A 23,840-nucleotide genomic window follows, 5' to 3' on the forward strand; every position below is an offset into this window, starting at 1 on the left:
AGCATGAAAGGTAAACTTTTAGTTATTGGATTTGGGCCGGGAAGCTTTGAACATATTACACAGCGAGCAAGAGAAGCCATTCAAGAAAGTGATATGATCATCGGTTACAAAACCTATGTGGAATTAATTCAAGGACTGTTAACGAATCAGCAAATTATTAGTACGGGAATGACCGAAGAAGTAAGCCGTGCACAGGAAGCTGTAAAGCAAGCTGAAGCAGGAAAAACCGTAGCTGTCATTTCGAGCGGAGATGCGGGAGTATACGGAATGGCAGGCCTTGTGTATGAAGTGTTGATTGAAAAAGGCTGGAAAAAAGAAACGGGCGTAGAGCTGGAAGTAATTCCTGGCATTTCGGCTATCAATTCATGCGCATCTCTCCTTGGAGCGCCCGTGATGCACGATGCTTGTACAATTAGTTTAAGTGACCACCTTACGCCTTGGGAGCTAATCGAAAAAAGAATTGAAGCAGCTGCACAAGCAGATTTTGTAGTGGCTTTTTACAACCCAAAGAGCGGAAGACGAACAAGACAAATTGTTGAAGCGCAAAGAATTCTATTAAAGTATCGTTCCCCTGATACGCCTGTTGGTCTTGTGAAAAGCGCTTATCGTGACCGTGAAGAAGTCGTAATGACCAACTTAAAAGACATGTTAAATCATGAAATTGGCATGCTGACTACCGTTGTTGTCGGAAATTCATCTACGTTCTTTTACGACGATTTAATGATTACACCGCGCGGATATCAGCGAAAATATACCCTCAACCAAACGGAGCAGCCGCTAAGACCGCATCAGCGACTTCGAAAAGAAGCAGAACCATGGGCTCTCGATCAAGAAGAGACTGTAAAGCAAACAGCTTCGACTATTGAAGCAGTTCAGACCAAAACAGAAGAAACAGCAACTTCACGAGCTCTTGCAGAAGAAGCGCTTCAAGCAATTTTAGGTGAACCTACTTCTGCGGTCGTACGTCAGCCAGTACAGTCTATTTTCGAAGTGGCGGTTAGTCCAGGACTTGCTAATAAGAAATTCACGCCTGTTCAAATGACAACACTAGCAGAAGTTGTTGGTGAAAAAGGTACGATGGAGTATACACCTGACCATCAAATCAAACTGCAAATCCCAACGGCTCAGCCAGATGTGATTATTAAAAAGCTCCAAGCAGCTTCCTTTTTACTATCTCCGGTCGGAGATGTGTTCACAATTAAAGCGTGTGATTTTTGTGACGGAGAAAAAAGCGATGCTATTCCACATACGGAAGAATTACAAAAACGCCTCGGGGGAATGGACATGCCAAAAGAGCTGAAGCTTGGTATTAATGGATGCGGTATGGCTTGCTATGGCGCTGTTCAAGAAGATATCGGCATTGTCTATAGAAAAGGTGCGTTTGATTTATTTTTAGGAGCTAAAACGGTTGGACGCAATGCGCATTCAGGTCAAATTGTGGCGGAAGGTATAGCGCCTGACGACATTGTTGAAATAGTGGAGAACATTGTCCATGAATATAAAGAAAAAGGTCATCCTAATGAGCGGTTTCATAAATTCTTTAAGCGTGTGAAGAACGTTTATGGATTCGACTATCAAGATATAACACCAAAAATAAAAGTAGAACCAGCTCCGTGTGGAGATTAAAAAATGGGAGGGCATTATATGAAATCAGTTTTATTTGTCGGTCATGGAAGCAGAGATCCTGAAGGGAACGATCAAATTCGCGAATTTATTTCGACTATGAAGCATGATTGGGACGCATCTATTTTAGTAGAAACGTGTTTTCTAGAATTTGAACGCCCAAATGTAAGTCAAGGCATTGATACATGTGTGGCAAAAGGAGCACAAGATGTAGTTGTAATTCCAATTATGCTCTTGCCTGCGGGCCACTCTAAAATACATATTCCGGCGGCTATAGATGAAGCTAAGGAAAAATATCCACACGTAAACTTCGTATACGGACGTCCCATTGGCGTTCATGAAGAAGTCCTTGAAATTTTAAAAACGAGATTACAAGAATCAGGAGAGAATTTAGAAACTCCAGCTGAAGACACGGCTGTTATCGTCTTAGGGCGAGGAGGAAGTGATCCTGATGCAAACAGTGATTTATATAAAATTACGCGCCTTCTTTGGGAAAAAACAAACTATAAAATCGTTGAAACTTCTTTTATGGGCGTAACTGCTCCGCTGATTGATGAAGGGGTAGAGCGATGTTTAAAACTAGGCGCTAAAAAAGTGGTTATTCTCCCGTATTTCTTATTTACAGGAGTACTAATTAAGCGTTTGGAAGAAATGGTGACGCAGTATAAAATGCAGCATGAAAACATTGAGTTTAAGCTCGCCGGCTATTTCGGTTTTCACCCAAAACTGCAGACAATTTTAAAAGAACGTGCTGAAGAAGGATTAGAAGGTGAAGTGAAAATGAACTGCGATACGTGTCAATATCGCCTCGGCATTATGGAGCATATTGATCACCATCATCATCACGATCATGACCATGATCACGGACACCATCACCACGATCACCATCATGACCACGACCACCATGAAGATAAGGTCGGCGGGCTAAAATGATTTTATTGTTAGCCGGAACTAGCGATGCACGTGCATTAGCCGTGCAAGTAAAAAAAGCAGGTCATGAGGTTACGGCAACGGTTGTAACCGAAAACGCAGCTATCGAATTACAGCGTGCAGAAGTGAAAGTGAAAATTGGACGTCTCACAAAAGAAGATATGATGGATTTTGTAAACGAACATCGTGTAAAAGCTATTGTGGATGCAAGTCATCCCTTTGCGGAAGAAGCGTCTAAAAATGCTATCGGCGCAGCTGCTGAAACAGCGATTCCTTACATACGCTATGAGCGGGCTTCGCAGGCTTTTACCTATGATAATATGACAATGGTTTCTACGTATGAAGAAGCAGCAGAAGTAGCAGCTGTGAAAAAAGGAGTTATTATGCTCACAACAGGCAGCAAAACGCTGCAGGTTTTTACAGAAAAGCTGCTTCCTCTTTCAGATGTACGGCTTGTGGCTCGTATGCTTCCAAGGCTGGATAATATGGAAAAGTGCCAGCAATTGGGATTCCCGCAAAAAAATATTATTGCTATTCAAGGGCCGTTTACAAAAGAGTTTGATCGAGCGCTGTATAAGCAATACGGAGTGACGGTCATGGTCACAAAAGAAAGCGGAAAAGTTGGATCTGTGGATGAAAAAGTGGAAGCAGCTAAAGAGTTAGGCTTAGATATTATTATGATTGGGCGACCGAAAATTGAGTATGGAACCGTGTATTCCACTTTTGAAGAAGTGGTTCATGCTTTAGTAAACCAAAATAGGAGTTGATTGAGATGGATTTTCGTACAGAATTTAAACCGTTAACTGTTCAGCCTCAGCAAATAGAAGGAAAAAGTTTTGAGATGATTACAGAAGAGCTTGGGCCTCATCCGTTTACAGACGAACAGTACCCAATTGTTCAGCGCGTAATTCATGCGTCTGCAGACTTTGAACTTGGGCGCAGCATGCTGTTTCATCCGGATGCGATTCAAGCAGGAATTAAAGCTATTCGCAGCGGCAAGCAAGTGGTTGCAGATGTACAAATGGTGCAAGTAGGAACAAACAAGCAGCGAATTGAAAAACACGGCGGTGAAATCAAAGTTTATATTTCGGATCCGGACGTAATGGAAGAAGCAAAGCGCTTAAATACAACGCGTGCAATTATTTCGATGCGAAAAGCCATCAAAGAAGCAGACGGTGGAATTTTTGCAATTGGGAACGCACCCACAGCTTTACTTGAATTAATTCGTTTGATTAAAGAAGGAGAAGCGAAGCCTGGGCTTGTTATTGGTCTGCCGGTAGGATTTGTTTCAGCAGCTGAATCTAAAGAAGAACTTGCAAAACTTGACGTACCGTTTATTACAAACATCGGGCGAAAAGGCGGCAGTACGGTAACGGTTGCTGCATTAAATGCAATTTCAATTCTTGCAGATCAGGTGTAACGCATGAAGGAAGTACCAAAAGAACCTAAGAAACTCAGAGAAGGCTATACGACGGGCGCTTGTGCAACGGCAGCTACGAGAGCAGCTCTGCTTACGCTAATTTCAGGAGAAGTGCAAGATGAGTCAACGATTTACCTACCTGTCGGCCGCTTTGCTACGTTTCATCTTGAAGAATGCGAGTATCGCACAAGCAGTGCTGTAGCCAGCATCATTAAAGATGCTGGAGACGATCCCGATGCCACGCACGGAGCGCTGATTATTTCTGAAGTTTCGTGGTGTAATGGTGCAGACATTATCATTGATGGAGGAGTGGGAGTAGGGCGTGTGACAAAGCCCGGTCTCCCAGTTCCTGTCGGTGAGGCAGCCATTAACCCTGTTCCAAGAAAGATGCTGAAAGAAACGGCTGAACAGCTTCTAGCCCAATACAATATACAAAAAGGCGTTAAGATTGTCATCTCGGTTCCTGAAGGAGAAGAAATGGCGAAAAAGACATTAAATGCGCGTCTAGGTATTTTAGGAGGCATTTCGATACTGGGGACGCGGGGGATTGTCGTTCCGTTCTCGACAGCTGCTTATAAAGCAAGTATCGTTCAGGCCATCAGCGTTGCTAAAGCGAGTAACTGTGAGCACGTTGTCATTACGACAGGGGGCCGAAGCGAAAAGTATGGAATGAAACAGTTCCCTGAACTTCCGGAAGAAGCATTTATCGAAATGGGAGATTTTGTTGGATTTACGTTAAAACAATGTAAAAAGCAAGGAATGAAAAAAGTGTCGCTCGTAGGCATGATGGGAAAGTTTTCAAAAGTCGCGCAGGGCGTTATGATGGTTCATTCAAAAAGTGCGCCCATTGATTTTAATTTTTTAGCAAAAGCTGCTTCTGAGTCAGGCGCTTCTGCTGAACTGGTAGAGGAAATAAAAGGTGCAAACACAGCTTCTCAAGTGGGAGATTTAATGACGCAAAGCGGTCATCATCAGTTTTTTGAAAAACTGTGCGAGTACTGCTGTTTATCAGCATTAAAGGAAGTAGGGGACGGAATCGATGTCGATACGTCTCTTTACACATTAAAAGGAGATTTTTTAGGACAGGCGGTGCAACATGGCAATTAAAATTATTGGAATTGGTGACGATGGGAAGTTAAGTTTGCTTCCGATGTATGAACAGTGGGTGTATGAAAGTGATGTGCTAATTGGAGGAAAGCGTCACCTGGATTTTTTTCAAGATTTCGAAGGAGAAAAAGTAGCGATTGAAGGGGGTCTTTCTCCTCTTGTTGAACGTTTAAAAAACGAAGAAGGAAATGTGGTTGTGTTAGCCTCAGGCGACCCGTTATTTTACGGAATAGGAAGCTATCTTTCTACAAAGCTAGACGTTGAAATATATCCTTATTTAAGCTCTATTCAGCTTGCGTTCTCACGTTTAAAAGAGCGATGGCAAGACGCTTATTTTACAAGCGTGCACGGCAGAAGTATAAAGGGACTCGCTCAGCGCATAGACGGTCATAAAAAAGTAGCGATTTTAACAGATGGGCAAAATTCTCCTAGTGCTCTGGCAAACTACTTATTGTCATTTGGCATGACGGAATACAAGATGTTTGTAGCAGAGAATTTAGGAGGAGAAACGGAGCGCTGTCAGCTGCTTACGCTGGAAGAAGCGGCGAATCAACTCTTTTCCCCGCTTAATGTCGTGATATTAAAGCAGGTAGAAAAAAGCCCAATTTGGCCTCTTGGAATAGAGGACGATGAATTTATTCAACGCAAGCCGGACAAAGGACTTATTACTAAAAAAGAAGTTCGTACACTTAGTATTAGCGCCCTGCAGCTAAAGAGAGACAGCGTCGTATGGGATATCGGAACATGTACGGGTTCAGTCGCAATTGAAGCGGCTAAAATTGCGCGTGAAGGACAAATCTTTGCCGTGGAAAAAAATGAAGCAGACTTAGAAAACTGCAGAGAAAATCTATTGAAATTTCGAGTAGACGCCCACACTGTGCACGGAAAAGCACCGGAAGGGTTAAGTGAGTTTGCTAATCCTGATGCGGTGTTTATTGGAGGGACAGCAGGAGGCATGGAAACCATTTTGGACGTGTGCTGCAGCCGATTAAATGCAGGAGGGCGCATCGTATTAAATGCCGTAACGATTGAAAATTTAGCAGAAGCGATGAAAGCTTTTAAAGAGCGAGGATTCGAGACTGCTGTTACGCTTGCACAAATTTCAAGAAGCAAGCCCATTTTACATTTAACGCGATTTGACGCTTTAAACCCCATTTATATTATTACAGCCAAAAGAGGAGAATGAATATGATTGGAACATTGTACGGACTTGGAGTTGGACCGGGAGATCCAGAACTGATTACAGTAAAAGCATTTCGCAAATTAAAAGAATCACCCGTTATCGCGTACCCGAAAAAACAAAAAGGAAGCAAAAGCTACGCCCAAAAAATTATTGATGTCTATTTCAGTGCAAATGAAAAAGATATGCTCGGCCTTGTGTTTCCAATGACAAAAGATCCTGCTATTTTGGAAAGAAAATGGACCGAAACGGTAGAACGAGTATGGGAAAAGCTCCAGGAAGGAAAAGATGTAGCATTTGTCACAGAAGGCGACCCTATGCTTTACAGTACGTTTATTCACATGATGCGTCTAATGCAAGAACGTCACCCTGAAGCTCCGATTCAAGTAATTCCTGGTATTTCATCCATCAATGGAGCTGCATCTCGTTTAGGTATTCCGTTAGCAGACGGTGATGAACACGTAGCAATTGTTCCTGCTCGTGAAGATTATGAAACAATGAAAAAAGTATTAATGGAAAACGACTGCGTCATTTTTATTAAAGTGGCCAAAGTCATCGATTTTATGGTCGGTCTTTTAAAAGAGCTTGATCTGCTTGAAAAAGCGTCAGTGGTGACAAAAGTAACGTCAGATGAAGAAATTATCTGGAAAGCTTCAGAACTAGAAGGAGCGGATTTACAATACTTAACGCTAATGGTGGTGCGAAAATGAAGTTATACATAATCGGAGCTGGACCCGGAGATCCAGATTTAATTACCGTAAAAGGCTTAAAATTACTTCAGCAGGCAGATGTTGTCTTGTACGCTGACTCACTGGTAAGTCAAGAGCTAGTTGCTAAGTCTAAACCAGGAGCTGAAGTGTTAAAAACAGCGGGTATGCATTTAGAAGAAATGGTCGGTACGATGCTTGAGCGCATGCGTGAAGGAAAAATGGTTGTAAGAGTACATACCGGAGATCCCGCTATGTACGGAGCCATTATGGAACAAATGGTACTTTTAAAAAGAGAAGGCGTTGATATTGAAATTATTCCGGGCGTCAGCTCCGTATTCGCTGCTGCAGCAGCGGCTGAAGCGGAATTAACCATTCCAGATTTGACTCAAACAGTTATTTTAACTCGTGCTGAAGGAAGAACGCCTGTGCCTGAGTTTGAAAAATTAACTGATTTAGCAAAACATAAATGTACGATTGCGTTATTTTTAAGCGCGACGCTCACAAAAAAAGTAATGAAAGAATTTATAAACGCCGGTTGGAGTGAAGACACGCCGGTTGTAGTAGTCTATAAAGCAACGTGGCCAGATGAAAAAATTGTTCGCACAACGGTAAAAGACCTAGATGATGCTATGCGAACAAACGGCATTCGCAAGCAGGCGATGATTTTGGCAGGCTGGGCACTTGATCCACACATTCATGACAAAGATTATCGTTCAAAACTTTATGACAAAACATTTACCCATGGCTTTCGAAGAGGAGTGAAGTCGGAATGATTCAACTCCAAGAAGGAAAAAAAGCCCTCATTACACAGCGCGGAGATTATGCCGTTGTAGCTATCACAAAACACGGCGTAGAAATTGCAAGAAATCTAGGCCGCACTTTTCAGCAGTCTGACGTGTATTACATGAGCAAATTTGAAAAAGGAGACGAACAAGAGCAGAACATTCAGCTGTTTTCAGGAAGCGTTCGGATGCTTTTGCCTTCTCTTTTTGAATCCTATAAAGGACTTATTATTATTATCTCACTCGGAGCAGTTGTGCGTATGATTGCCCCTATTTTAAAAGATAAGAAAACGGATCCTGCGGTTGTTGTCATTGATGATAAAGGTGAAAATGTCATCAGCGTGCTTTCAGGTCATATCGGAGGAGCAAATGAGCTTACGCGTGAAGTTGCGGCAGCTCTTGAAGCTCATCCTGTTATTACAACAGCATCCGATGTGCAAAAAACAATTCCAGTTGATTTATTTGGTAAGCGCTTTGGATGGGTGTGGGAATCAGCAGAAAAACTAACGCCTGTCAGCGCTTCTGTGGTGAATGAAGAAGAAATAGCAGTGGTTCAAGAATCAGGTGAAAAGAACTGGTGGCATTATGAACACCCTGTTCCAGCTAACATTAAAACGTATTCATCGATTCAGACAGCTCTTGAAGCATCGCCACATGCAGCCTTGGTTGTAACGCATCGCAATTTAGAAGAAGAGGAAGAAGCGATCTTAGAAAACGGTGTTCTTTACCGTCCAAAAGTACTGGCGATTGGGATGGGATGCAATCGATGGACAAGTACAGCGGAAATTGAAACCGTTATTGAAAAAACGCTTGCTGAACTTCAGTTTTCAATGAAAAGTGTAAAAGCATTATGTACAATAGAGTTAAAGAAAGATGAAGAAGGGCTGTTAGAAGTGGCATCTAAGTACGGCTGGGAGTTTGTCTATTATTCGCCCCAAGAGCTAAACAGCATAAGTATCCAACAGCCTTCAGATACTGTCTTTAAATATACAGGTGCATATGGCGTCAGTGAACCTGCTGCTATGTTATACAGCGGTGCTGATAAGCTTGAACTTGTGAAGAAAAAGTCAGGGAATGTAACCATTTCAGTGGCACTTATTCCATATGACTAAAGGAGAGAGCAACATGTCAAACAGAAGACTCGTCATTGCCGGTACCGGAAGTGGCGTAGGGAAAACAACACTTACAATCGGGCTGATGGCAGCATTAAGACAAGCTGGTTACAGAGTTCAAGGGTTTAAATGCGGACCCGATTATATTGATCCAACGTATCATACGGCTGTTACAGAACGAGCGTCTCGAAATATAGACAGCTGGATGCTTGAACACGATATGGTTAGAGAAATTGTCGCTCGCGCTAGTGAAGATGCTGATATTTCCATCATGGAAGGAGTTATGGGATTTTTCGATGGGAAAAACCCGTTAACGAACGAAGGAACAACAGCAGAAATCAGCTTAATCACCAATAGCCCTGTCCTTTTAGTCGTCAATTGTGCTAGTATGGCTAGAAGTGCAGCGGCGATTGTAAAAGGGTTTCAGCAATTTTTACCGGAAGCTAACATCGTTGGTGTAATTGCTAACCGGGTTGGAAGTGAAGGACATTATAAACTTGTTAAGGCAGCGATTGAGCAGGAATGTCATATCCCTGTAGTAGGCTACTTGAAAAGAAACGATGATCTTACGATTCCTGAACGTCACCTCGGGCTCATTCCGTCGATTGAACGAGGAGAGTTAACACCGTTTTTTGAACAGTTAGGAAAGCTTGTTCATGATACAATTGATATCGAAAAAGTATATGAACTGGCTTTAGCTCCTAAAATAGAAATTAATGAGCCTATCTTTACAAAGCCGTCCGTACCTCAAGTGAAAATTGCTGTAGCGAGAGATGCCGCTTTTAACTTTTATTATGAAGAAAATTTCGAATTGTTAAAAGCTTACGGAGCAGAGCTTGTAGAATTTTCGCCTTTAAAAGGAGAAATGGTTCCACAAGATGCTGACGGTCTTTATATAGGAGGCGGATTTCCAGAAGAATTTGCTGAAACGCTGGCTAAGCAAATCGACGTTAAAAATTCTGTTCGAGCAGCCATCCAAAAAGGGATTCCTACACTAGCTGAGTGCGGAGGCTTTATGTTTTTAACAGATGGTATTGTCACAACAGATGATACATGCCATGAAATGGTGGGGCTTATTCCCGGACAAGTAAGAATGCAGACAAAATTAGCTGCTTTAGGGTACCGAGAAGTAACGGGAAAGCAGGGGAATTTTTTATTTAAAGGCGATATACAAGCTAAAGGCCATGAATTTCATTATTCAACTTTTCATTCAGAGAAAGAGTTTTCGCCTGCCTATGATACAAAAGGGATGCGAGGAATGAAAGAAGAAGGCTATATGAACAATAATTTAATTGCCGGCTATACGCACTTTCATTTCGGCTCTTCTACGAAGATGGTAGAAAACTGGGTGGAACAGTGTAAAGCGGTAAAAAAAGAAAGAAGAGATGCCGTGTGACAGTTGGAAAAGTATATTTAGTAGGAGCAGGACCAGGAGATCCGAAGCTAATAACCGTATATGGAATGGAGTGTATTCAAGAAGCGGATGTTATTTTATATGACCGCTTAGCCAACGAACAGTTGTTAAACTATGCTAAAAAAGACGCCGAGCTTATTTTTTGCGGGAAATTACCGGGCAAGCACGGAGTCATCCAAGATCGTATTCACGAACTGCTTGTTGAAAAAGCGCTTCAAGGAAAAGTAGTGACGCGCTTAAAAGGAGGCGATCCTTTTGTGTTTGGCCGCGGAGCAGAGGAAGCTGAAGTGCTTGCTACTCAAGGAATTCCTTACGAAGTAGTGCCTGGTATCACGTCAGGAATTGCAGCTCCAGCTTATGCAGGAATTCCTGTTACCCATAGAGATCATGCCACTTCTTTTGCGATTGTAACGGGTCATGGAAGAGAAGAAAAAGGAAAAGATTATTTAAATTGGTCAGCGCTTGCTCAAGGAATAGATACAATTGCGTTTTACATGGGCGTTGGAAATTTACCTCATATATGCAAGCAGTTGATGGACCATGGACGAGATAAACATACGCCAGTAGCGCTTGTTCAATGGGGAACGACGAAGTATCAGCGCACCGTAACGGGAACGCTTGCCACAATCGAAGAAATAGCAAAAAAAGCAGAAATTGCTCATCCTGCTATCGTGCTTGTAGGTGAAGTAGTGACAATTAGAGAAAAAATAAAATGGTTCGAAGAAAGAGCGGAAAATATTCTGCTTTAATGTTAAAAGGAGGAGACAATATGACGATTATCTCACAGCTAAAAGAACGAAGAGCGGTACGAGATCATGAAGCGCGTGAAGTGGAGCAAGAGAAAATCGAACAGCTGCTTGAAGCAGCAACATGGGCTCCAAATGACCGAATGAGAGAGCCTTGGAGCTTTTATGTGATTCAAGGAGAAGCAAAAAAGAAGTATGAAGAACTGGCTGAAGCTTATTTAAAGGAGCGCTTTCCTACAAAGCCCCATTTAGTAGAAAGTTCGTTAAAAGCAGTAAAAAATACGCCTGTACATATCGTCGTAACTGCTGACACAGTTGAAGGAGACGACGAAGCCACTGAAGACAACAAATATGCGGTTTCATGCGCGATTCATTCCATGTGGCTAGCAGCTAAAGAACTAGGTCTTGGATTCGTTTGGAGAACAAGAGGCGTTGGTCTTGTTCGAGACGAGAGATTGCATGAGTTTATCGGCAAGCCTTCAGGTAAAGTCGTAGTAGGAAACGTATTTTTAGGTTACCCAAATGAAGAGTCTCTTACAAAAATGAAAGAGCCTGCTAGAACACCGTTTACAGAAAAAACAACATGGCTGTAAACTGAAATTCGAAGAAAAAGAGGTTTTTAGATTGAAAGACAAACGGGGTCTTACGTTAATTTATACCGGAGACGGTAAAGGAAAAACAACCGCTGCTTTAGGTCTTGCGTTGCGCGCTACGGGACGCGGACAAAAAGTATTAATGATTCAATTTATTAAATCTCCTCAGCGTACATATGGCGAAAAGCTGATGTTTGACAGAATAGGAATTGAAATGATTCAAACAGGAGTCGGCTTTACGTGGACAAAAACACCGCCTGAACATCGTGAAGCTTTGCAAAAAGCTTGGGCGCTAACGAAGGAAAAAGTCTTCTCGAACGAATATGATGTAGTTATTTTAGACGAGTTAAATAATGCACTGGCTATCGAGAAATTTCCTATTGATGATGTGCTACCGCTACACGAAGTAATTGATCTTATTCAAAAGCGCCCTGAGCATATGCATTTGGTCATTACCGGGCGTTCTGCCAAAAAAGAAGTGATGGATGCAGCAGATCTTGTGACGGAAATGAAGCCTCATAAACACTATTATGATGAAGGAATTCCGGCTGTAAAAGGAATTGAATTTTAAAAAGCCCTCAGTGAAGAGGGCTTTTTTTATTGAGCAGGAGCATCTACTTTTTCAGCTTGCCAGTAAAATTGGCTAATGACATCAGACAGTGCTTTTGCTGTGTTGGTTAATTCATCAAAGTTATTATCAACCCCGCCCACTTCAATTAAAATCGCATTTTTAGAAACATCTTGGTTATATACACCGTTACCGCTGGATTTGTTTTTGCCAATAACTCCGCGGCTTAACCCAGGGTATTTCTTTTCAAGACCTTCATGAAGCGCTTTTGCCATTTTTAAGTTTTGTTCAAAGTTTTGATTCGCTTTCCCTAAAACAAACACAACTTTTGCATACGATTTATTGTTAATCTTAATGGTTGTATTATCTTTTCGAAGCGAATCTCGATGCAAATCGATAAAGTAAGTTAAATCTCTATTCTCAGTCATCGCCGTTTCAATGACTGTGCGAGACATGGCGTACGATTGGTTGGTGTTCCAGCCTTTTTCTTTTAATTTCTGTCCAATATTGGTTTGATCCACTTCTGCCCCAATTCCCTGAGCCTCTAAATCTTTTCCTAGCATATTTGCGACTATATTAATATTGGTTTTGCTATCTACTGCTTTATTAGCATCTGGATCACCTTCAAGTCCTAACAGAGGCAAGTAAGATTCCCAGCTGTGTGTATGATAAATATAAAATACCTTTTTTCCGCCAGTTGTATTATTATTTGGAGCGTTCGTACCATCGTTTTCTTTAGGTTGCTGAACTTTTGTAGTAGAATTTCTTTCTTTTAGCGTTTCATCTAGCGGCGGTGCAGATTCTCTAGGGAAGTTGGTGAAATTTGTGCCTTCACCGGCGATGATAATATTGGAGTCGTAAATACTGAATCCAGGCAGTTCTGAACCAAACAAGCTTCTCGCGTCTTCTGCTCGAATACTTGTTGATAACTCGAGCAGTGTAGAAGAAAGACCTGGAGGCGAGTAATTTTTATCAAAAGCCGTTGAAAAGTGGTGGTTTTCCTGGCTCATCAAATAATAAAGGCTTTCTGCTTTATGCTTTGATAACGTTTGATAGACAATAGAAGAATTGAACTGTTCTTTAAATGCTGAGTAACTTACTAGAACAATGATAGATGATGTCATTAAAACAACGGATAAAATAACAAGAACCATCTTATATGTTAACACTACAAAATTGGCGCGATTACTAGATTTCAATGGCGAAATCTCCTCTCTATGTCAGCGTCAGGCTAATAGGTATGAAGGACTTTGCTAATCTAGTAATGATTATATGAATGGAGGTTTCTAATTATGATAAGCATTTAATAGAGAAAGTAGTCTTCAAAATCAAAAAAGAAGAATCACGTGAGATACAATCTCATATTCTCCGTGATTCTTCTTCAAATAGACGTCGGATGGCTTCTCCTTTTGGAGTGAGGCTGAATCCTTTTTTCTCTTTTTTAAGCATCTGATAGTTTTGTAATTCTTGTAAATACGTAACAATGCGCTTGCGCTTTATGGAATTTAATAATCCAAACGCGGGTATTATATCGAGCTCTTTTTGACGAATACTGTTAGTAGAAACGCCTTCTAAAATTTGTACGTAAACCTGCTGAGTTTCCGTGTTTTTTAAGGTATCTATAAGTGTTAATAGCCGTAACATTTGGTTTGAATCAAAAGTTATTTGACCGATTTTTAGCGGAGTCGAAAGCAGGTCCTGACGCTGCTTATGAAGTTCATTTTCTATCTTAGCGCTTATTTCTGTCAGCTTCGTTTCTATTTCGTTTGGACTCATATAACATGTAAATTTGTTTGTTTCCTGCAGCAGGGTGACATCTGGAAAATCCCACTGTGAAAACCATTGAATGGAACCAACTTTGAGATTGGCATTCGGTGTCTTTACTTGTAATACGTTTTGAATGAAGGAAAGAAAGGGCTCGTTTTTCTGTAAAACTTGTTCTTCATTAAGTTGATAAGTGGTTAGGCTGCACAATTTGTCTTGGATCTCTTTGATGTGCACTTCATGATGCTTTAAAAGACTTTTCCATTTAAAAAAGACAAGCAGTTTTTGAATTACTTCTTCATTTTCATCTATAATCTCTTCGAACTGCCGCTGAGTTGTAGCTAATCGTTTCGCTGCTAGCACTACATTATACTCATCATCGAGTGAAATAGTATCATTTGTGACATCATATGTTACGGCGAGACCCCTGTTTTCTGAAGTTAAGCGAATGATCTCGTTTTCTCCGTGAACAGTTAATACCGTATCTTCCGTATCTGAAAAACCTCTCTCAAAGGCGGTGGAAGAAAGAGAGCGAAAAGGTCTCATAATGATTTCAATCCGATTGCGCCAAAAAGCAATTTGCTCAGGGTTTTTCATAATAAAAAGCAAAGGTGATTTTTTTGATTGTTCAATTGCTTCAATCACATCTGCATTTCGATGATAAAGGGAAATGAGCGGATGTTTGAAGAAACACTTATTAATATGTTGAATCCATTCTTCTTTGGAAGAATCATGTATCCTAGCGCAAAACATGTAATCTTTCATAATACTTCCGAGGTAGTTTTCCAACTCATTTTTAGTTAAAACCGTAAAATCTTGAGAATAAAGCTCATCATGATGAATAGGAATGCCGCGATTCTTATTATATTCTTTCCATAGGAATGAAGTTGGTTTCCAAAAGTGAGGATAAACGTCTTCATTTTTATCAATTGCGACGGGAAAACCGCCCCTATGACTTCCATATAAGAACGTTTGAAAAAGGACTATATCTTCTTGAGATAACTCATTCATTGCTCGTTCAAAGTAGTCATTTAAACGTCCAAGCAGCCCTTTAGTATGTTTACTTCCTACGGACCGAATCGATTTATTTTTGCGTCCGAGCGGAAGGAATGTTAAGTGGTTGTAAGCTGTAAAATCAACAGGCAAATTTTCTGGTAAAGTCATTTGTCTAGCTCCTTTCATTTATTGAGTATTTTACCTATTAAAGAAGAGAAGAAAAAGTTTTAGTGTGTCTTGAATATAAGAGTTATTTTTTAAAATTTTCTGTTAATTAATCTGTAGAAATTAAGAAAAGGGATTCAAAGTGATTTTGAATGGGTATAGTAATAAAAATTTTGACACATATTATCGAATATATATGAATGTTGTCAAAAAAAACAACAAAAGTGATGATTCATCCAAAGGAGGAAGCTTATGGAGAATAAAGGTCCGTTTAAAAAGACGATATCCCTATTAGACTTAACATTGATTGGATTAGGGGCTATTTTTGGCTCCGCTTGGCTGTTTGCCGTTAGTAATGTCGCTACGCAAGCCGGTCCTGCAGGAAGTTTTTCTTGGGTTATTGGTGGAGTTATTATTTTATTAATAGGCCTTGTATACGCTGAGCTAGGGGCTGCCTTGCCTCGTACAGGAGGAATTATTCGATATCCTGTTTATTCACATGGTCATCTTGTAGGCTATATGATTTCATTTATTACGATTGTAGCGTACACTAGCTTAATCGCTATCGAAGTAACAGCTGTGAGACAGTATGTGGCCTATTGGTTTCCGGGTTTAACAAAATCTGGATCTGATTCACCGACCATATCTGGATGGATTCTACAATTTGTGTTGCTTTGCTTATTCTTTTTACTCAATTACTGGAGTGTAAAAGCATTTGCAAAATCGAATATTATCATTTCTATTTTTAAATATTTTGTACCGCTTACAGTAATCGTAACGCTGGCATTTTATTTTAAGTCAGGAAACTTTACGATGGGAGAGTTTGCTCCCGGGGGGTTTGATGGTATCCAGGCCGCCATTGCCACAGGCGGGGTTATGTTCGCCTACTTAGGCCTTCATCCAATTGTATCGGTAGCTGGAGAGGTGAAAAATCCTCAGCGTAATATTCCAATTGCTCTTGTGATTTGTATCATTCTAGCAGCTCTCATTTATACTGCCCTACAAGTATTATTTATCGGAGCTATTCCATCTGACATGATTAAAGGCGGTTGGTCCGGCATTCAAGATAAATTCTCACTGCCGTTTAAAGACATCGCTGTTGTTCTTGGCCTTGGCTGGCTAGCAACACTTGTTATTTTAGACGCTATTTTATCACCGGGTGGTAACGGTAATATTTTTATGAATACAACATCTAGACTTATCTATGCTTGGTCTCGTAATGGTACGCTATTTAAAACGTTTGCTCATGTGGATAAAAAAACAGGGATTCCTCGATCGTCTCTATGGCTTTCATTAGGACTTTCGATTTTTTGGACACTGCCATTTCCTTCATGGAATGCACTCGTAAACGTATGCTCTGTTGCGCTTATTCTTTCTTACGCGATTGCACCAATTTCATCAGCGGCCTTTATGGTGAATGCAAAAGATTTGGAAAAGCCTTTTAAATTAAGAGGAATGAGTATAATTGGTCCATTATCCTTTATTTTTGCTTCCTTTATTGTCTACTGGTCAGGATGGAAGACTATTTCATGGCTGTTAACTTCTCAATTGGTTATGTTTGTTATATATTTGATTTTTGCTAAATATGTGCCTAAAAACGAAGTAAGTCTTCGTCAGCAGATTAAATCAACTTGGTGGTTAGTTGCTTATTATATCATCATGCTCTTTATTTCTTATATTGGTTCGTTCGGCGGAGGAAAGGGTTTGATCGATACGCCTGTAGACTTAATTATTATAGCGGTCGTATCTCTTGGGATTTATTATTGGGCTAAATATACCGGCCTTCCAAAAGCGCTTATTGATTACGATCACCATCCTGAACAGGAAGAAAAAGCACCTGTATAACCTGTAAAGCAGCGATATTCGCTGCTTTTTTCTATGTTATTTGAACATGAATTTCTAAAGTTTGTCGTATAATTTAGTAGGAAAGAAGGAATTAGCACATTATTGTTTAATTAATGTAATGTAACCGTTTTAAATCCAACGCTTGGAGGAAGAGTATGATTGAAAAAATAATAAATTCACTTCGAAAGCGGCTGTGGGAAAACAATAATGTTATAGAAGTGTGTAAAAATGAAGGAGAAGTATACAGAACCACGTGTGCTTTTTTTGATGGAGTAAGCAAGAATCAACTGAATGTTTTTGAAGAAGAAATGCATGTATCACTTCCTGAAGACTACAAGCAGTTTTTACAGCTAACAAATGGGTGTAATTTGTTCATTGATGCTGACAAAAAAATAGCAGGGAATCTTTATAGCTTAGAAGATGTAAGAGAAACAGCTTATAAAAGTCAGAGTCTTTATATGACAATTGGGTCTGTCGGAGAAGAAGAGATTATCATTGACTCTAAAAAATCAGCGCACTCTGCATATATAATAGTAAAAAAGCGGAAGGCATCGTTTCAAGATGCACATGTATTACATATGAATTTTCAGAAATGGCTGGATTGTTTTATAGTGAGTCAAGGGAATTGTTTTTGGCACTGGAATGGGCTTTGTAATAAAGCTCATTCAACGGATAAAAAGACAACGGCTCAATAATATTATCTTCTAATAAATAAACGAGCACACTAGTGTGCTCGTTTATTTATTAGAAGGAAGACGTTCCCAACCGTATGCTTCGTCTTCAACTTTAGTTTCTCCAAACTGACTTGTACGATTCAAGATTTTTTTGCCGCCTAATTTTTTATAAAACTGAGTCGCTTTCTTATTTTTCTTCATAGCCCAAATAATCATAGACGTATATTGCTGATCAGCAAATTCTTTTACTGAATGAGAAAATAGAAGATGACCAATTCCTTGGCTTTGCACTTCCTTGCAAACGTATAGCGCGTATATTTCAGCGCGTGACAAATGAGGCTTACCCGCTGAAAAGCCGACGATCTCTCCTCGTTCATCGATAGCGAGCAAAATAAAATGAGAAGGATCGGTAAGAAAAAGGGACCATTTTTCTCTACTTTGTTCATAAGACAAGTTGTTTAAATAAGCATCAGGTACTAACTCTTTGTATGTAATGCGCCAGCTGTCTACGTACAGACGGGCAACAGAAGGGATGTGAGAGGAAGTAGCTTTAATAATTTTCATTAAAAAATCTCCTTTTTTAAAATATTAAGGCATATAGTATACCTTTCAGCCTAAGAATATTATGAAAAATAGATCATAATTTTCCAGTAATTCATAAAATGGTAAAAAAGGTGGTGTTCATTCTCACTCTATCACGGTAAAGTGAGAATATACATTTGTTTTGTTGTTTTAATTTTTGCTACATGTATAATGTCTAACGATCTATTTGTTATTCACCTTTACTAGTCTATCAAATAGTTTTGTTAAAGCCAAAGGGGCACAGGGTAAGAAATGTCAATTCAACTGCGTTTTGTTTTAACGTATATCAGTATTGTGTTTGTCTTTATTATTTTGCTTTTTTTATCGGGCTTTCTCATTTTCTTCTCTATTACTGGAGACGCCGATTTTGTAAGAAAACTGTACAGTCACTCCTATGAGTACAAATTGTTAACGCCAGAAGAAGAAAATGCATTCTTGGATTTAAAGTTATTGAGTGAAGAAAAACCGGAGCAGCTGCTGCGGCCGGATATGGTTAAAAAATATGAATTTGAAAATATTGATATTGTGATTCAAAAAAACACAGAGGTTGTATATGCTTCAGAATCCATTAAAGGAGAAAACCTTCGTAAATACTTGCCAAAGAATCAAAAAAGTAAAGGAAATCATTCGTATCAGCAGGACATGCTGCGCATAGGCAAGCAGTACTTTACATATATCAACCTTGATTTTCCTTTCTCGAATCAAGAAAAAGGAAGCATTTACGTTTTGCGAAAAATCAGCCCTTATGTAGGTATTATTAATCGAATTTTCCCTTTTTTAATCTTTCTACTATTAATTTTAGTCATTGTTATTATTGGATTTTTAAACTATCTTGTTTCAAGAAGCATTATTAAACCTATTCGTGAATTAAAAGAAGCGGCTGAAAAAATAAAACAAGGTGATCTTCACTTTGAGATCTCTGCTAATTCAAAGGATGAAATAGGCGAATTAACGCAAGCTTTTGAAGAAATGAGGCAAAAACTAAAATCTTCTGTTGAACTGCAAATTCAATATGAAGATAATCGAAAGCAGCTGCTTTCAAGTATTTCACACGATTTACGAACTCCTATTACTTCCATTGTAGGATATGTAGAAGGAATTCAAGATGGAGTAGCTAATACGCCGGATAAGCTTTCTAAATATTTGTTAACGATTTCAACAAAAGCAAAAGACATGAATGCGTTAATCGATGAGCTATTTTTATTTTCTAAATTGGATTTGCACGAAATTCCATTTGTGTTTAAAAAACTTAATATTTCAGCATTTATGGAAAGTTATGTGCAAGAGCTTCAGTTTGAAATGAGCGAACATGATATTGATGTTTTATTTTCTAATGATTCTCTAACGACACTGTATGCAAAGGCAGATGCTGAGCAGCTGCGGAGAGTTTTAATAAATTTAACAACCAACAGCATTAAATTTATGGATAAAGAAAGAAGAAGAATCGATATCGTTCTTTCTGCTACCGAAAGTGAACTCATTATTGAAGTAAAAGACAACGGCTCTGGGATTTCACCGGAAGCATTAGCGCATATTTTTGACCGGTTTTATCGAGCAGAACAGTCCCGCAATAGCAATACTGGAGGAAGTGGACTTGGACTGGCCATTGCAAAACAAATTGTTGAACGCCACGGGGGAGACATCTGGGCACTAAGTAAGCTTGGCGAAGGAACAAGTATTTTCTTTTCTTTGCAAAAAATGAATGAAAATGGTGATACACATGAAGAAGATATTATTAGTTGAAGATGAAGTAAGTATTGCTGAATTGCAAAGAGATTATTTAGAAATTAACGATTTTGAAATAGACGTTCAATATAGCGGGGATAAGGGATTAGAAAAAGCGTTAAATGAACATTTTGACCTGGTTATTTTGGATATTATGCTTCCTAAAGTGAGCGGATTTGAAGTGTGCAAGCAAATTCGAGCTGCAAAAGATATTCCAATCATTTTAGTTTCAGCTAAAAAAGAAGAAATTGATAAAATTAGAGGTCTCGGGCTAGGTGCAGATGACTATATTACCAAGCCATTCAGCCCTGGGGAGCTGGTCGCAAGGGTTAAAGCGCATTTAGCGAGATATGAAAGACTCTCTGATAAGCAGGAAAAGCGTATGATTCGCATTCATGGCTTAGCGATTGACACGCCCGCTAGAAGAGTATTTGTGAATGACAAAGAAGTGTTTTTTACAGCGAAGGAATTCGATTTGCTGAAGTTTATCGTTTCTCATCCAAATCAAGTATTAAGTAAAGAACATCTATTTGAAAAAATATGGGGATTCGATTCTTCAGGAGATATTTCAACCGTAACAGTTCACATTCGAAAACTAAGAGAAAAGTTAGAAGAAAACCCAGCAGACCCTCAGTACCTAGAAACGGTTTGGGGAGCAGGGTACCGGTTTAATATTTAAAAAAAAGAGATCCGAACGATTAATCGTTCGGATCTCTTTTTTATTACGTAGTAACGATTCTATGACGAGCTTTAATCTTACTCACGGGAGGTTCGGAAGAAAATATATTTTTTTCACCGATTTTATCATATAGACCGGTTGACTTTAACATTTCTTTCGGCTGGTGCTGTAAGCCAGAAATAACGACTTGGCTATGCGAATCTTTCAAACGTTCGACTACCTTCGATAGTAAAGCTTCTCCAGATGTATCAATAAAGGATACTTGGCTCATTCGAAGCAATAAAACTTTCGGTTTCGCTTCAGCGATGTTATCAAAGGAATCTTCTAATACTTCAGCCGATCCAAAGAAAAGAGATCCTTGCATGGTATATTCCATCAACTCAGATTTGTGAGCATTTTCAGATGTTTCCGCTAAAACTTTTGAAATCTTCAGTGATCCGCTCATTCGTTTCACGAACATAACAATAGCTAAAAGTAGACCCACGCCTACACCTGTTGTTAAATCGATTGAAACTGTTAATAAAAACGTAGCTACAAGTACAAATGAATCAGCTGACTTGGTTTTTAAAATATGCGCAAATTCTTTACGCTCACTCATATTCCAAGCCACAAACATTAAAATAGGTGCCATACTTGCCAGCGGAATGTTTGATGCATAAGGAGCCAGCATCACAAGGACCAATAAAACAACTAAGCCGTGTATAACTCCTGATAACGGAGAAGCTGCGCCGTTTTTGATATTGGTCGCTGTTCTGGCAATGGCACCAGTTGCTGGAATTCCGCCAAATAGCGAGGTAGCGATATTAGCAATTCCTTGGCCCACAAGCTCTTTATTGCTATTATGCTTGGTTTTGGCCATATTATCAGCAACAACAGCTGATAGTAAAGATTCAATACCTCCAAGCATCGCAATTACGCAGGCAGCCGGAAATAGCATCACGATGTTATCCCATGTTAAATCTGGGAAGCTAAAAGATGGTAGTTTACTCGGAATAGCACCGTAAGTAGAGCCAATCGTTGCAACTTTTCCTGGGAACAGTGTAATGGCTACAAGTGTGGAAATAAGAAGACCTAGAAGAGCACCGGGAATTTTAGGTAAAAACTTTGGCGTTATAATCACGATAGCTAAACAAATAGCGGCTATGATGACGCTGTAAATGTTAATCGTTGCAATTTTTCGTAGGATTTCAATCATATTTAAATGAAATTCCTCATGTTTTGCAATTCCCTTTAATCCTAAAAAGTTAGCGATCTGACCTGAGAAAATAATAATCGCAATTCCTGCTGTAAATCCAATCGTCACAGGGCGCGGAATAAACTTTATAAATTTACCTAGCTTAAATATTCCGAGCAGCGTAATCATAATTCCAGCCATAAAGCCGGCAATAATGAGATTCTCATAACCATATTGCATGACAACTCCAAGCAGCACCGGAACAAATGCACCTGTTGGACCTGCAATTTGAAATTTAGATCCGCCTAATATGGAAACCATAATTCCTGCGATAATGGTTGTATAAATCCCGTATTCAGGTCTTACACCAGAAGCGATGGCAAAGGCCATTGCTAAAGGAATAGCAACGACCCCAACAACCAAACCGGCGATAATATCTTTTTGTAAATGCCCTGCTGAATAGCCTTGAAATCGGTTATCTTTTAGCATTCGATAAAATCCTCCTTCATGAGCTTACGGTTTCAGCTTGGTCTTGGGAATAGCCGTTTACAACAACGTCAAGTTTGCCTGTTGAGGGATGAATAACCATTCCAGAAACAAGCACGTCTTTTGGTAATAAAGGGTGATTTCGAATCATATCCACACTGTTTTCGACACTATCCTCTACACATTCAAACCCAGTCAGCCATGATTCTAAATCAATACCGGCATATTTTAGATTACGAATTTGTTCCGCGCTGATCCCTCTTTGTTCAGCAGAGGCTAAAATAGCTTCAGCTTTCATGCCCGTCATTCCACATTCATGATGACCGATGACACATACTTCATCAGCTTGCAAAGCGTAGACGGCAACTAATATACTTCTCATGACGCTGCCAAAGGGATGGGAGATAACAGCTCCGGCATTTTTCACTATTTTTGCATCTCCATTTTTTAGCCCCATGGCTTTAGGAAGTAATTCTAACAAACGTGTATCCATACAAGTTAAGATGACTATTTTTTTGTTAGGAAATTTGGATGTTTGAAAAGCCTCAAATTGATTATTTGTTACAAATTTTTCATTAAACTTTAAAACTTCAGATAGACAAGTCATTGTTTTCCTCCTGCGTTATTTATTTTTAACTTATTTTTTAGTCTAAAGATAAAGTTTAAAAACGAACTAAATAAAATATTAAAATTTTCTTAAAATATTCAGAAAAAACTTGTAAATAAATCACATTTATATGCGTGAAATTATGTAAGCGTATTCTTTCTTTGTTTTGACGAAAAAATAGGAATTATATGTTAAAATGGTACAAAGTTGGAATTGTCTAAAAGAATGGTAGGGAGGAGGAAGGCAAAAGTGAAGGCTCTTATAGCAATAGGCTTTATTTTTTGTTGTTTAGCAGGGTGCAGTTCTAATGCTCAAGTCACCAACGACAAAGAAATGGGGGAGAATATTCAGCAATTATTTGAAAAAAAAGGTGTAAGGTCAGTGGATGTATCGAAGTTAAGTGATTTTAAATGGGAAAAAGGATATTTATTCACAAACAAAAGCAAGAAAGCCGACGTAGAAAAACTTGTAAACGCACCGATCAGTGAAGAGGTAATGAAAAAAATATCTGCTGCTAATCAAATGCTTGTGTTTGTACACGAAGGAGAAGTTGTCCGCTATGTAGAACTACCCCAAGATTTCATAGCACATAATAAAAACCAACTTGAGTTTTCATTTTATCATTCTGAACTAAAATTTAATAAAAAAAGGGAGGGCAAGCTTATAAAAGCAGGAGATAAAACGTTAAGTTCAGAAGATGCTTTAGCTGTAGAATCAATTATGAAACAAATTCAATGGAAAAAAGCTGATTACACTGTCGCTCTTGACCCAGATGTACAGCTTACTTATGAAGGAGTCGTATACAATGTACGATTCACCTCCGAGAGTGCGGAACTTACTTCTAAAAGACGAGGAGTATATGGTAAAGTTACAGGAGAAACAGCACAGCAGCTATATGACATATTGATGTAACCTATTGATTTATCAATAGGTTTTTTTGTGCACATATTTTTAAATT

Annotated in this window: 23 protein-coding genes; 18 read left to right on the forward strand and 5 right to left on the reverse strand. The window is 39.3% G+C overall.

Features of this window, described 5'->3' with window-relative positions:
* Nucleotides 1-3: 3 nt before the first annotated feature.
* From cobJ to cobO, 13 genes are read left to right on the forward strand one after another with little or no spacing between them, the layout of a single operon-like run.
* Nucleotides 4-1,626, forward strand: a complete 1,623-nt coding sequence (gene cobJ, locus ACFX40_RS13110) for a precorrin-3B C(17)-methyltransferase (RefSeq protein ID WP_028408301.1) — start codon at nucleotides 4-6, stop codon at nucleotides 1,624-1,626.
* Between the two features lie 18 nt (nucleotides 1,627-1,644).
* Nucleotides 1,645-2,556, forward strand: a complete 912-nt coding sequence (locus ACFX40_RS13115) for a sirohydrochlorin chelatase (RefSeq protein ID WP_028408302.1) — start codon at nucleotides 1,645-1,647, stop codon at nucleotides 2,554-2,556.
* Nucleotides 2,553-3,320, forward strand: coding sequence for a precorrin-6A reductase (cobK, locus tag ACFX40_RS13120; RefSeq protein ID WP_028408303.1), 768 nt, complete (start codon nucleotides 2,553-2,555; stop codon nucleotides 3,318-3,320). Before ACFX40_RS13115 ends, cobK begins: the two co-directional genes overlap by 4 nt.
* A gap of 5 nt (nucleotides 3,321-3,325) precedes the next feature.
* Nucleotides 3,326-3,973 carry a precorrin-8X methylmutase gene (locus ACFX40_RS13125; RefSeq protein WP_013083415.1) on the forward strand — a complete coding sequence of 216 codons (648 nt, stop codon included), beginning with the start codon at nucleotides 3,326-3,328 and terminating at the stop codon, nucleotides 3,971-3,973.
* 3 nt (nucleotides 3,974-3,976) lie between these two features.
* Entirely contained in the window at nucleotides 3,977-5,080 is a 1,104-nt protein-coding gene (locus ACFX40_RS13130; RefSeq protein ID WP_028408304.1) for a cobalt-precorrin-5B (C(1))-methyltransferase, read from the forward strand.
* A complete protein-coding gene (cbiE, locus tag ACFX40_RS13135; protein ID WP_377255185.1) occupies nucleotides 5,070-6,266 on the forward strand; it encodes a precorrin-6y C5,15-methyltransferase (decarboxylating) subunit CbiE in 1,197 nt (398 codons plus the stop codon). The genes ACFX40_RS13130 and cbiE overlap by 11 nt, the downstream gene beginning before the upstream one ends.
* Before the next feature lie 2 nt (nucleotides 6,267-6,268).
* Entirely contained in the window at nucleotides 6,269-6,970 is a 702-nt protein-coding gene (cobI, locus tag ACFX40_RS13140; protein WP_013057310.1) for a precorrin-2 C(20)-methyltransferase, read from the forward strand.
* The gene (gene cobM / locus ACFX40_RS13145; protein ID WP_098967691.1) at nucleotides 6,967-7,743 is read left to right on the forward strand and encodes a precorrin-4 C(11)-methyltransferase; all 777 of its coding nucleotides are present in this window, start codon (nucleotides 6,967-6,969) and stop codon (nucleotides 7,741-7,743) included. The genes cobI and cobM overlap by 4 nt, the downstream gene beginning before the upstream one ends.
* A complete protein-coding gene (locus ACFX40_RS13150) occupies nucleotides 7,740-8,864 on the forward strand; it encodes a cobalt-precorrin 5A hydrolase (RefSeq protein WP_377255188.1) in 1,125 nt (374 codons plus the stop codon). Before cobM ends, ACFX40_RS13150 begins: the two co-directional genes overlap by 4 nt.
* 13 nt (nucleotides 8,865-8,877) lie before the next feature.
* Entirely contained in the window at nucleotides 8,878-10,260 is a 1,383-nt protein-coding gene (locus ACFX40_RS13155) for a cobyrinic acid a,c-diamide synthase CobB (RefSeq protein ID WP_098333073.1), read from the forward strand.
* On the forward strand, nucleotides 10,257-11,027 hold the full coding sequence (cobA, locus tag ACFX40_RS13160; protein ID WP_013057306.1) for a uroporphyrinogen-III C-methyltransferase: 771 nt from the start codon (nucleotides 10,257-10,259) through the stop codon (nucleotides 11,025-11,027). The genes ACFX40_RS13155 and cobA overlap by 4 nt, the downstream gene beginning before the upstream one ends.
* 20 nt (nucleotides 11,028-11,047) lie before the next feature.
* Nucleotides 11,048-11,617, forward strand: a complete 570-nt coding sequence (locus ACFX40_RS13165) for a nitroreductase family protein (protein ID WP_028408310.1) — start codon at nucleotides 11,048-11,050, stop codon at nucleotides 11,615-11,617.
* Nucleotides 11,618-11,648: 31 nt separating this feature from the next.
* Complete coding sequence (cobO, locus tag ACFX40_RS13170) at nucleotides 11,649-12,188, forward strand: cob(I)yrinic acid a,c-diamide adenosyltransferase (RefSeq protein ID WP_013057304.1); 540 nt, start codon at nucleotides 11,649-11,651, stop codon at nucleotides 12,186-12,188.
* Between the two features lie 26 nt (nucleotides 12,189-12,214).
* Here cobO and spoIIP read toward each other — a convergent pair whose 3' ends face one another.
* Together spoIIP and ACFX40_RS13180 are read right to left on the reverse strand one after the other, a co-directional pair.
* Nucleotides 12,215-13,384 carry a stage II sporulation protein P gene (gene spoIIP / locus ACFX40_RS13175; RefSeq protein WP_060746920.1) on the reverse strand — a complete coding sequence of 390 codons (1,170 nt, stop codon included), beginning with the start codon at nucleotides 13,382-13,384 and terminating at the stop codon, nucleotides 12,215-12,217.
* Between the two features lie 160 nt (nucleotides 13,385-13,544).
* The gene (locus tag ACFX40_RS13180) at nucleotides 13,545-15,113 is read right to left on the reverse strand and encodes an RQC-minor-2 family DNA-binding protein (protein WP_252123291.1); all 1,569 of its coding nucleotides are present in this window, start codon (nucleotides 15,111-15,113) and stop codon (nucleotides 13,545-13,547) included.
* A 249-nt stretch (nucleotides 15,114-15,362) separates the two neighbouring features.
* On the opposite strand from ACFX40_RS13180, the gene ACFX40_RS13185 reads away from it, so the two are divergent.
* Together ACFX40_RS13185 and ACFX40_RS13190 are read left to right on the forward strand one after the other, a co-directional pair.
* Complete coding sequence (locus tag ACFX40_RS13185) at nucleotides 15,363-16,955, forward strand: APC family permease (RefSeq protein ID WP_013057301.1); 1,593 nt, start codon at nucleotides 15,363-15,365, stop codon at nucleotides 16,953-16,955.
* A 155-nt stretch (nucleotides 16,956-17,110) separates the two neighbouring features.
* Nucleotides 17,111-17,650, forward strand: a complete 540-nt coding sequence (locus ACFX40_RS13190; RefSeq protein ID WP_050690216.1) for an SMI1/KNR4 family protein — start codon at nucleotides 17,111-17,113, stop codon at nucleotides 17,648-17,650.
* Nucleotides 17,651-17,692: 42 nt separating this feature from the next.
* Here the strand turns inward: ACFX40_RS13190 and ACFX40_RS13195 are convergent, their stop codons facing one another.
* A complete protein-coding gene (locus ACFX40_RS13195) occupies nucleotides 17,693-18,193 on the reverse strand; it encodes a GNAT family N-acetyltransferase (RefSeq protein ID WP_028408315.1) in 501 nt (166 codons plus the stop codon).
* A 270-nt stretch (nucleotides 18,194-18,463) separates the two neighbouring features.
* Here ACFX40_RS13195 and ACFX40_RS13200 point away from each other — a divergent pair, with 270 nt between their 5' ends.
* Both ACFX40_RS13200 and ACFX40_RS13205 read left to right on the forward strand, forming a co-directional pair.
* On the forward strand, nucleotides 18,464-19,954 hold the full coding sequence (locus ACFX40_RS13200) for a sensor histidine kinase (RefSeq protein ID WP_028408316.1): 1,491 nt from the start codon (nucleotides 18,464-18,466) through the stop codon (nucleotides 19,952-19,954).
* Nucleotides 19,932-20,615, forward strand: coding sequence for a response regulator transcription factor (locus ACFX40_RS13205; protein ID WP_377255192.1), 684 nt, complete (start codon nucleotides 19,932-19,934; stop codon nucleotides 20,613-20,615). Before ACFX40_RS13200 ends, ACFX40_RS13205 begins: the two co-directional genes overlap by 23 nt.
* Nucleotides 20,616-20,658: 43 nt before the next feature.
* On the opposite strand, the gene ACFX40_RS13210 is transcribed toward ACFX40_RS13205, so the two are convergent.
* Nucleotides 20,659-22,278 (reverse strand): SulP family inorganic anion transporter, encoded by a 1,620-nt coding sequence (locus ACFX40_RS13210; protein ID WP_050691663.1) that lies wholly within the window; start codon nucleotides 22,276-22,278, stop codon nucleotides 20,659-20,661.
* Nucleotides 22,279-22,294: 16 nt separating this feature from the next.
* Entirely contained in the window at nucleotides 22,295-22,882 is a 588-nt protein-coding gene (locus tag ACFX40_RS13215) for a beta-class carbonic anhydrase (protein ID WP_028408319.1), read from the reverse strand.
* A 249-nt stretch (nucleotides 22,883-23,131) separates the two neighbouring features.
* On the opposite strand from ACFX40_RS13215, the gene ACFX40_RS13220 reads away from it, so the two are divergent.
* Nucleotides 23,132-23,794, forward strand: a complete 663-nt coding sequence (locus ACFX40_RS13220) for a hypothetical protein (protein ID WP_377255196.1) — start codon at nucleotides 23,132-23,134, stop codon at nucleotides 23,792-23,794.
* Nucleotides 23,795-23,840: the final 46 nt, after the last annotated feature.

This window comes from Priestia sp. YIM B13552 (genome assembly GCF_042787775.1).
Classification (GTDB): domain Bacteria; phylum Bacillota; class Bacilli; order Bacillales; family Bacillaceae_H; genus Priestia; species Priestia megaterium_E.

Coding starts and splice junctions, on each gene's coding strand:
- ACFX40_RS13190 (WP_050690216.1), top strand. CDS start 17,111: ATGATTGAAAAAATAATAAATTCACTTCGAAAGCGGCTGTGGGAAAAC.
- cobI (WP_013057310.1), top strand. CDS start 6,269: ATGATTGGAACATTGTACGGACTTGGAGTTGGACCGGGAGATCCAGAA.
- ACFX40_RS13130 (WP_028408304.1), top strand. CDS start 3,977: ATGAAGGAAGTACCAAAAGAACCTAAGAAACTCAGAGAAGGCTATACG.
- ACFX40_RS13150 (WP_377255188.1), top strand. CDS start 7,740: ATGATTCAACTCCAAGAAGGAAAAAAAGCCCTCATTACACAGCGCGGA.
- ACFX40_RS13180 (WP_252123291.1), bottom strand. CDS start 15,113: ATGACTTTACCAGAAAATTTGCCTGTTGATTTTACAGCTTACAACCAC.
- ACFX40_RS13165 (WP_028408310.1), top strand. CDS start 11,048: ATGACGATTATCTCACAGCTAAAAGAACGAAGAGCGGTACGAGATCAT.
- ACFX40_RS13125 (WP_013083415.1), top strand. CDS start 3,326: ATGGATTTTCGTACAGAATTTAAACCGTTAACTGTTCAGCCTCAGCAA.
- ACFX40_RS13205 (WP_377255192.1), top strand. CDS start 19,932: ATGAAGAAGATATTATTAGTTGAAGATGAAGTAAGTATTGCTGAATTG.
- cobJ (WP_028408301.1), top strand. CDS start 4: ATGAAAGGTAAACTTTTAGTTATTGGATTTGGGCCGGGAAGCTTTGAA.
- ACFX40_RS13185 (WP_013057301.1), top strand. CDS start 15,363: ATGGAGAATAAAGGTCCGTTTAAAAAGACGATATCCCTATTAGACTTA.
- ACFX40_RS13215 (WP_028408319.1), bottom strand. CDS start 22,882: ATGACTTGTCTATCTGAAGTTTTAAAGTTTAATGAAAAATTTGTAACA.
- ACFX40_RS13210 (WP_050691663.1), bottom strand. CDS start 22,278: ATGCTAAAAGATAACCGATTTCAAGGCTATTCAGCAGGGCATTTACAA.
- cobM (WP_098967691.1), top strand. CDS start 6,967: ATGAAGTTATACATAATCGGAGCTGGACCCGGAGATCCAGATTTAATT.
- ACFX40_RS13155 (WP_098333073.1), top strand. CDS start 8,878: ATGTCAAACAGAAGACTCGTCATTGCCGGTACCGGAAGTGGCGTAGGG.
- ACFX40_RS13115 (WP_028408302.1), top strand. CDS start 1,645: ATGAAATCAGTTTTATTTGTCGGTCATGGAAGCAGAGATCCTGAAGGG.
- ACFX40_RS13195 (WP_028408315.1), bottom strand. CDS start 18,193: ATGAAAATTATTAAAGCTACTTCCTCTCACATCCCTTCTGTTGCCCGT.
- ACFX40_RS13200 (WP_028408316.1), top strand. CDS start 18,464: ATGTCAATTCAACTGCGTTTTGTTTTAACGTATATCAGTATTGTGTTT.
- cobK (WP_028408303.1), top strand. CDS start 2,553: ATGATTTTATTGTTAGCCGGAACTAGCGATGCACGTGCATTAGCCGTG.
- cbiE (WP_377255185.1), top strand. CDS start 5,070: ATGGCAATTAAAATTATTGGAATTGGTGACGATGGGAAGTTAAGTTTG.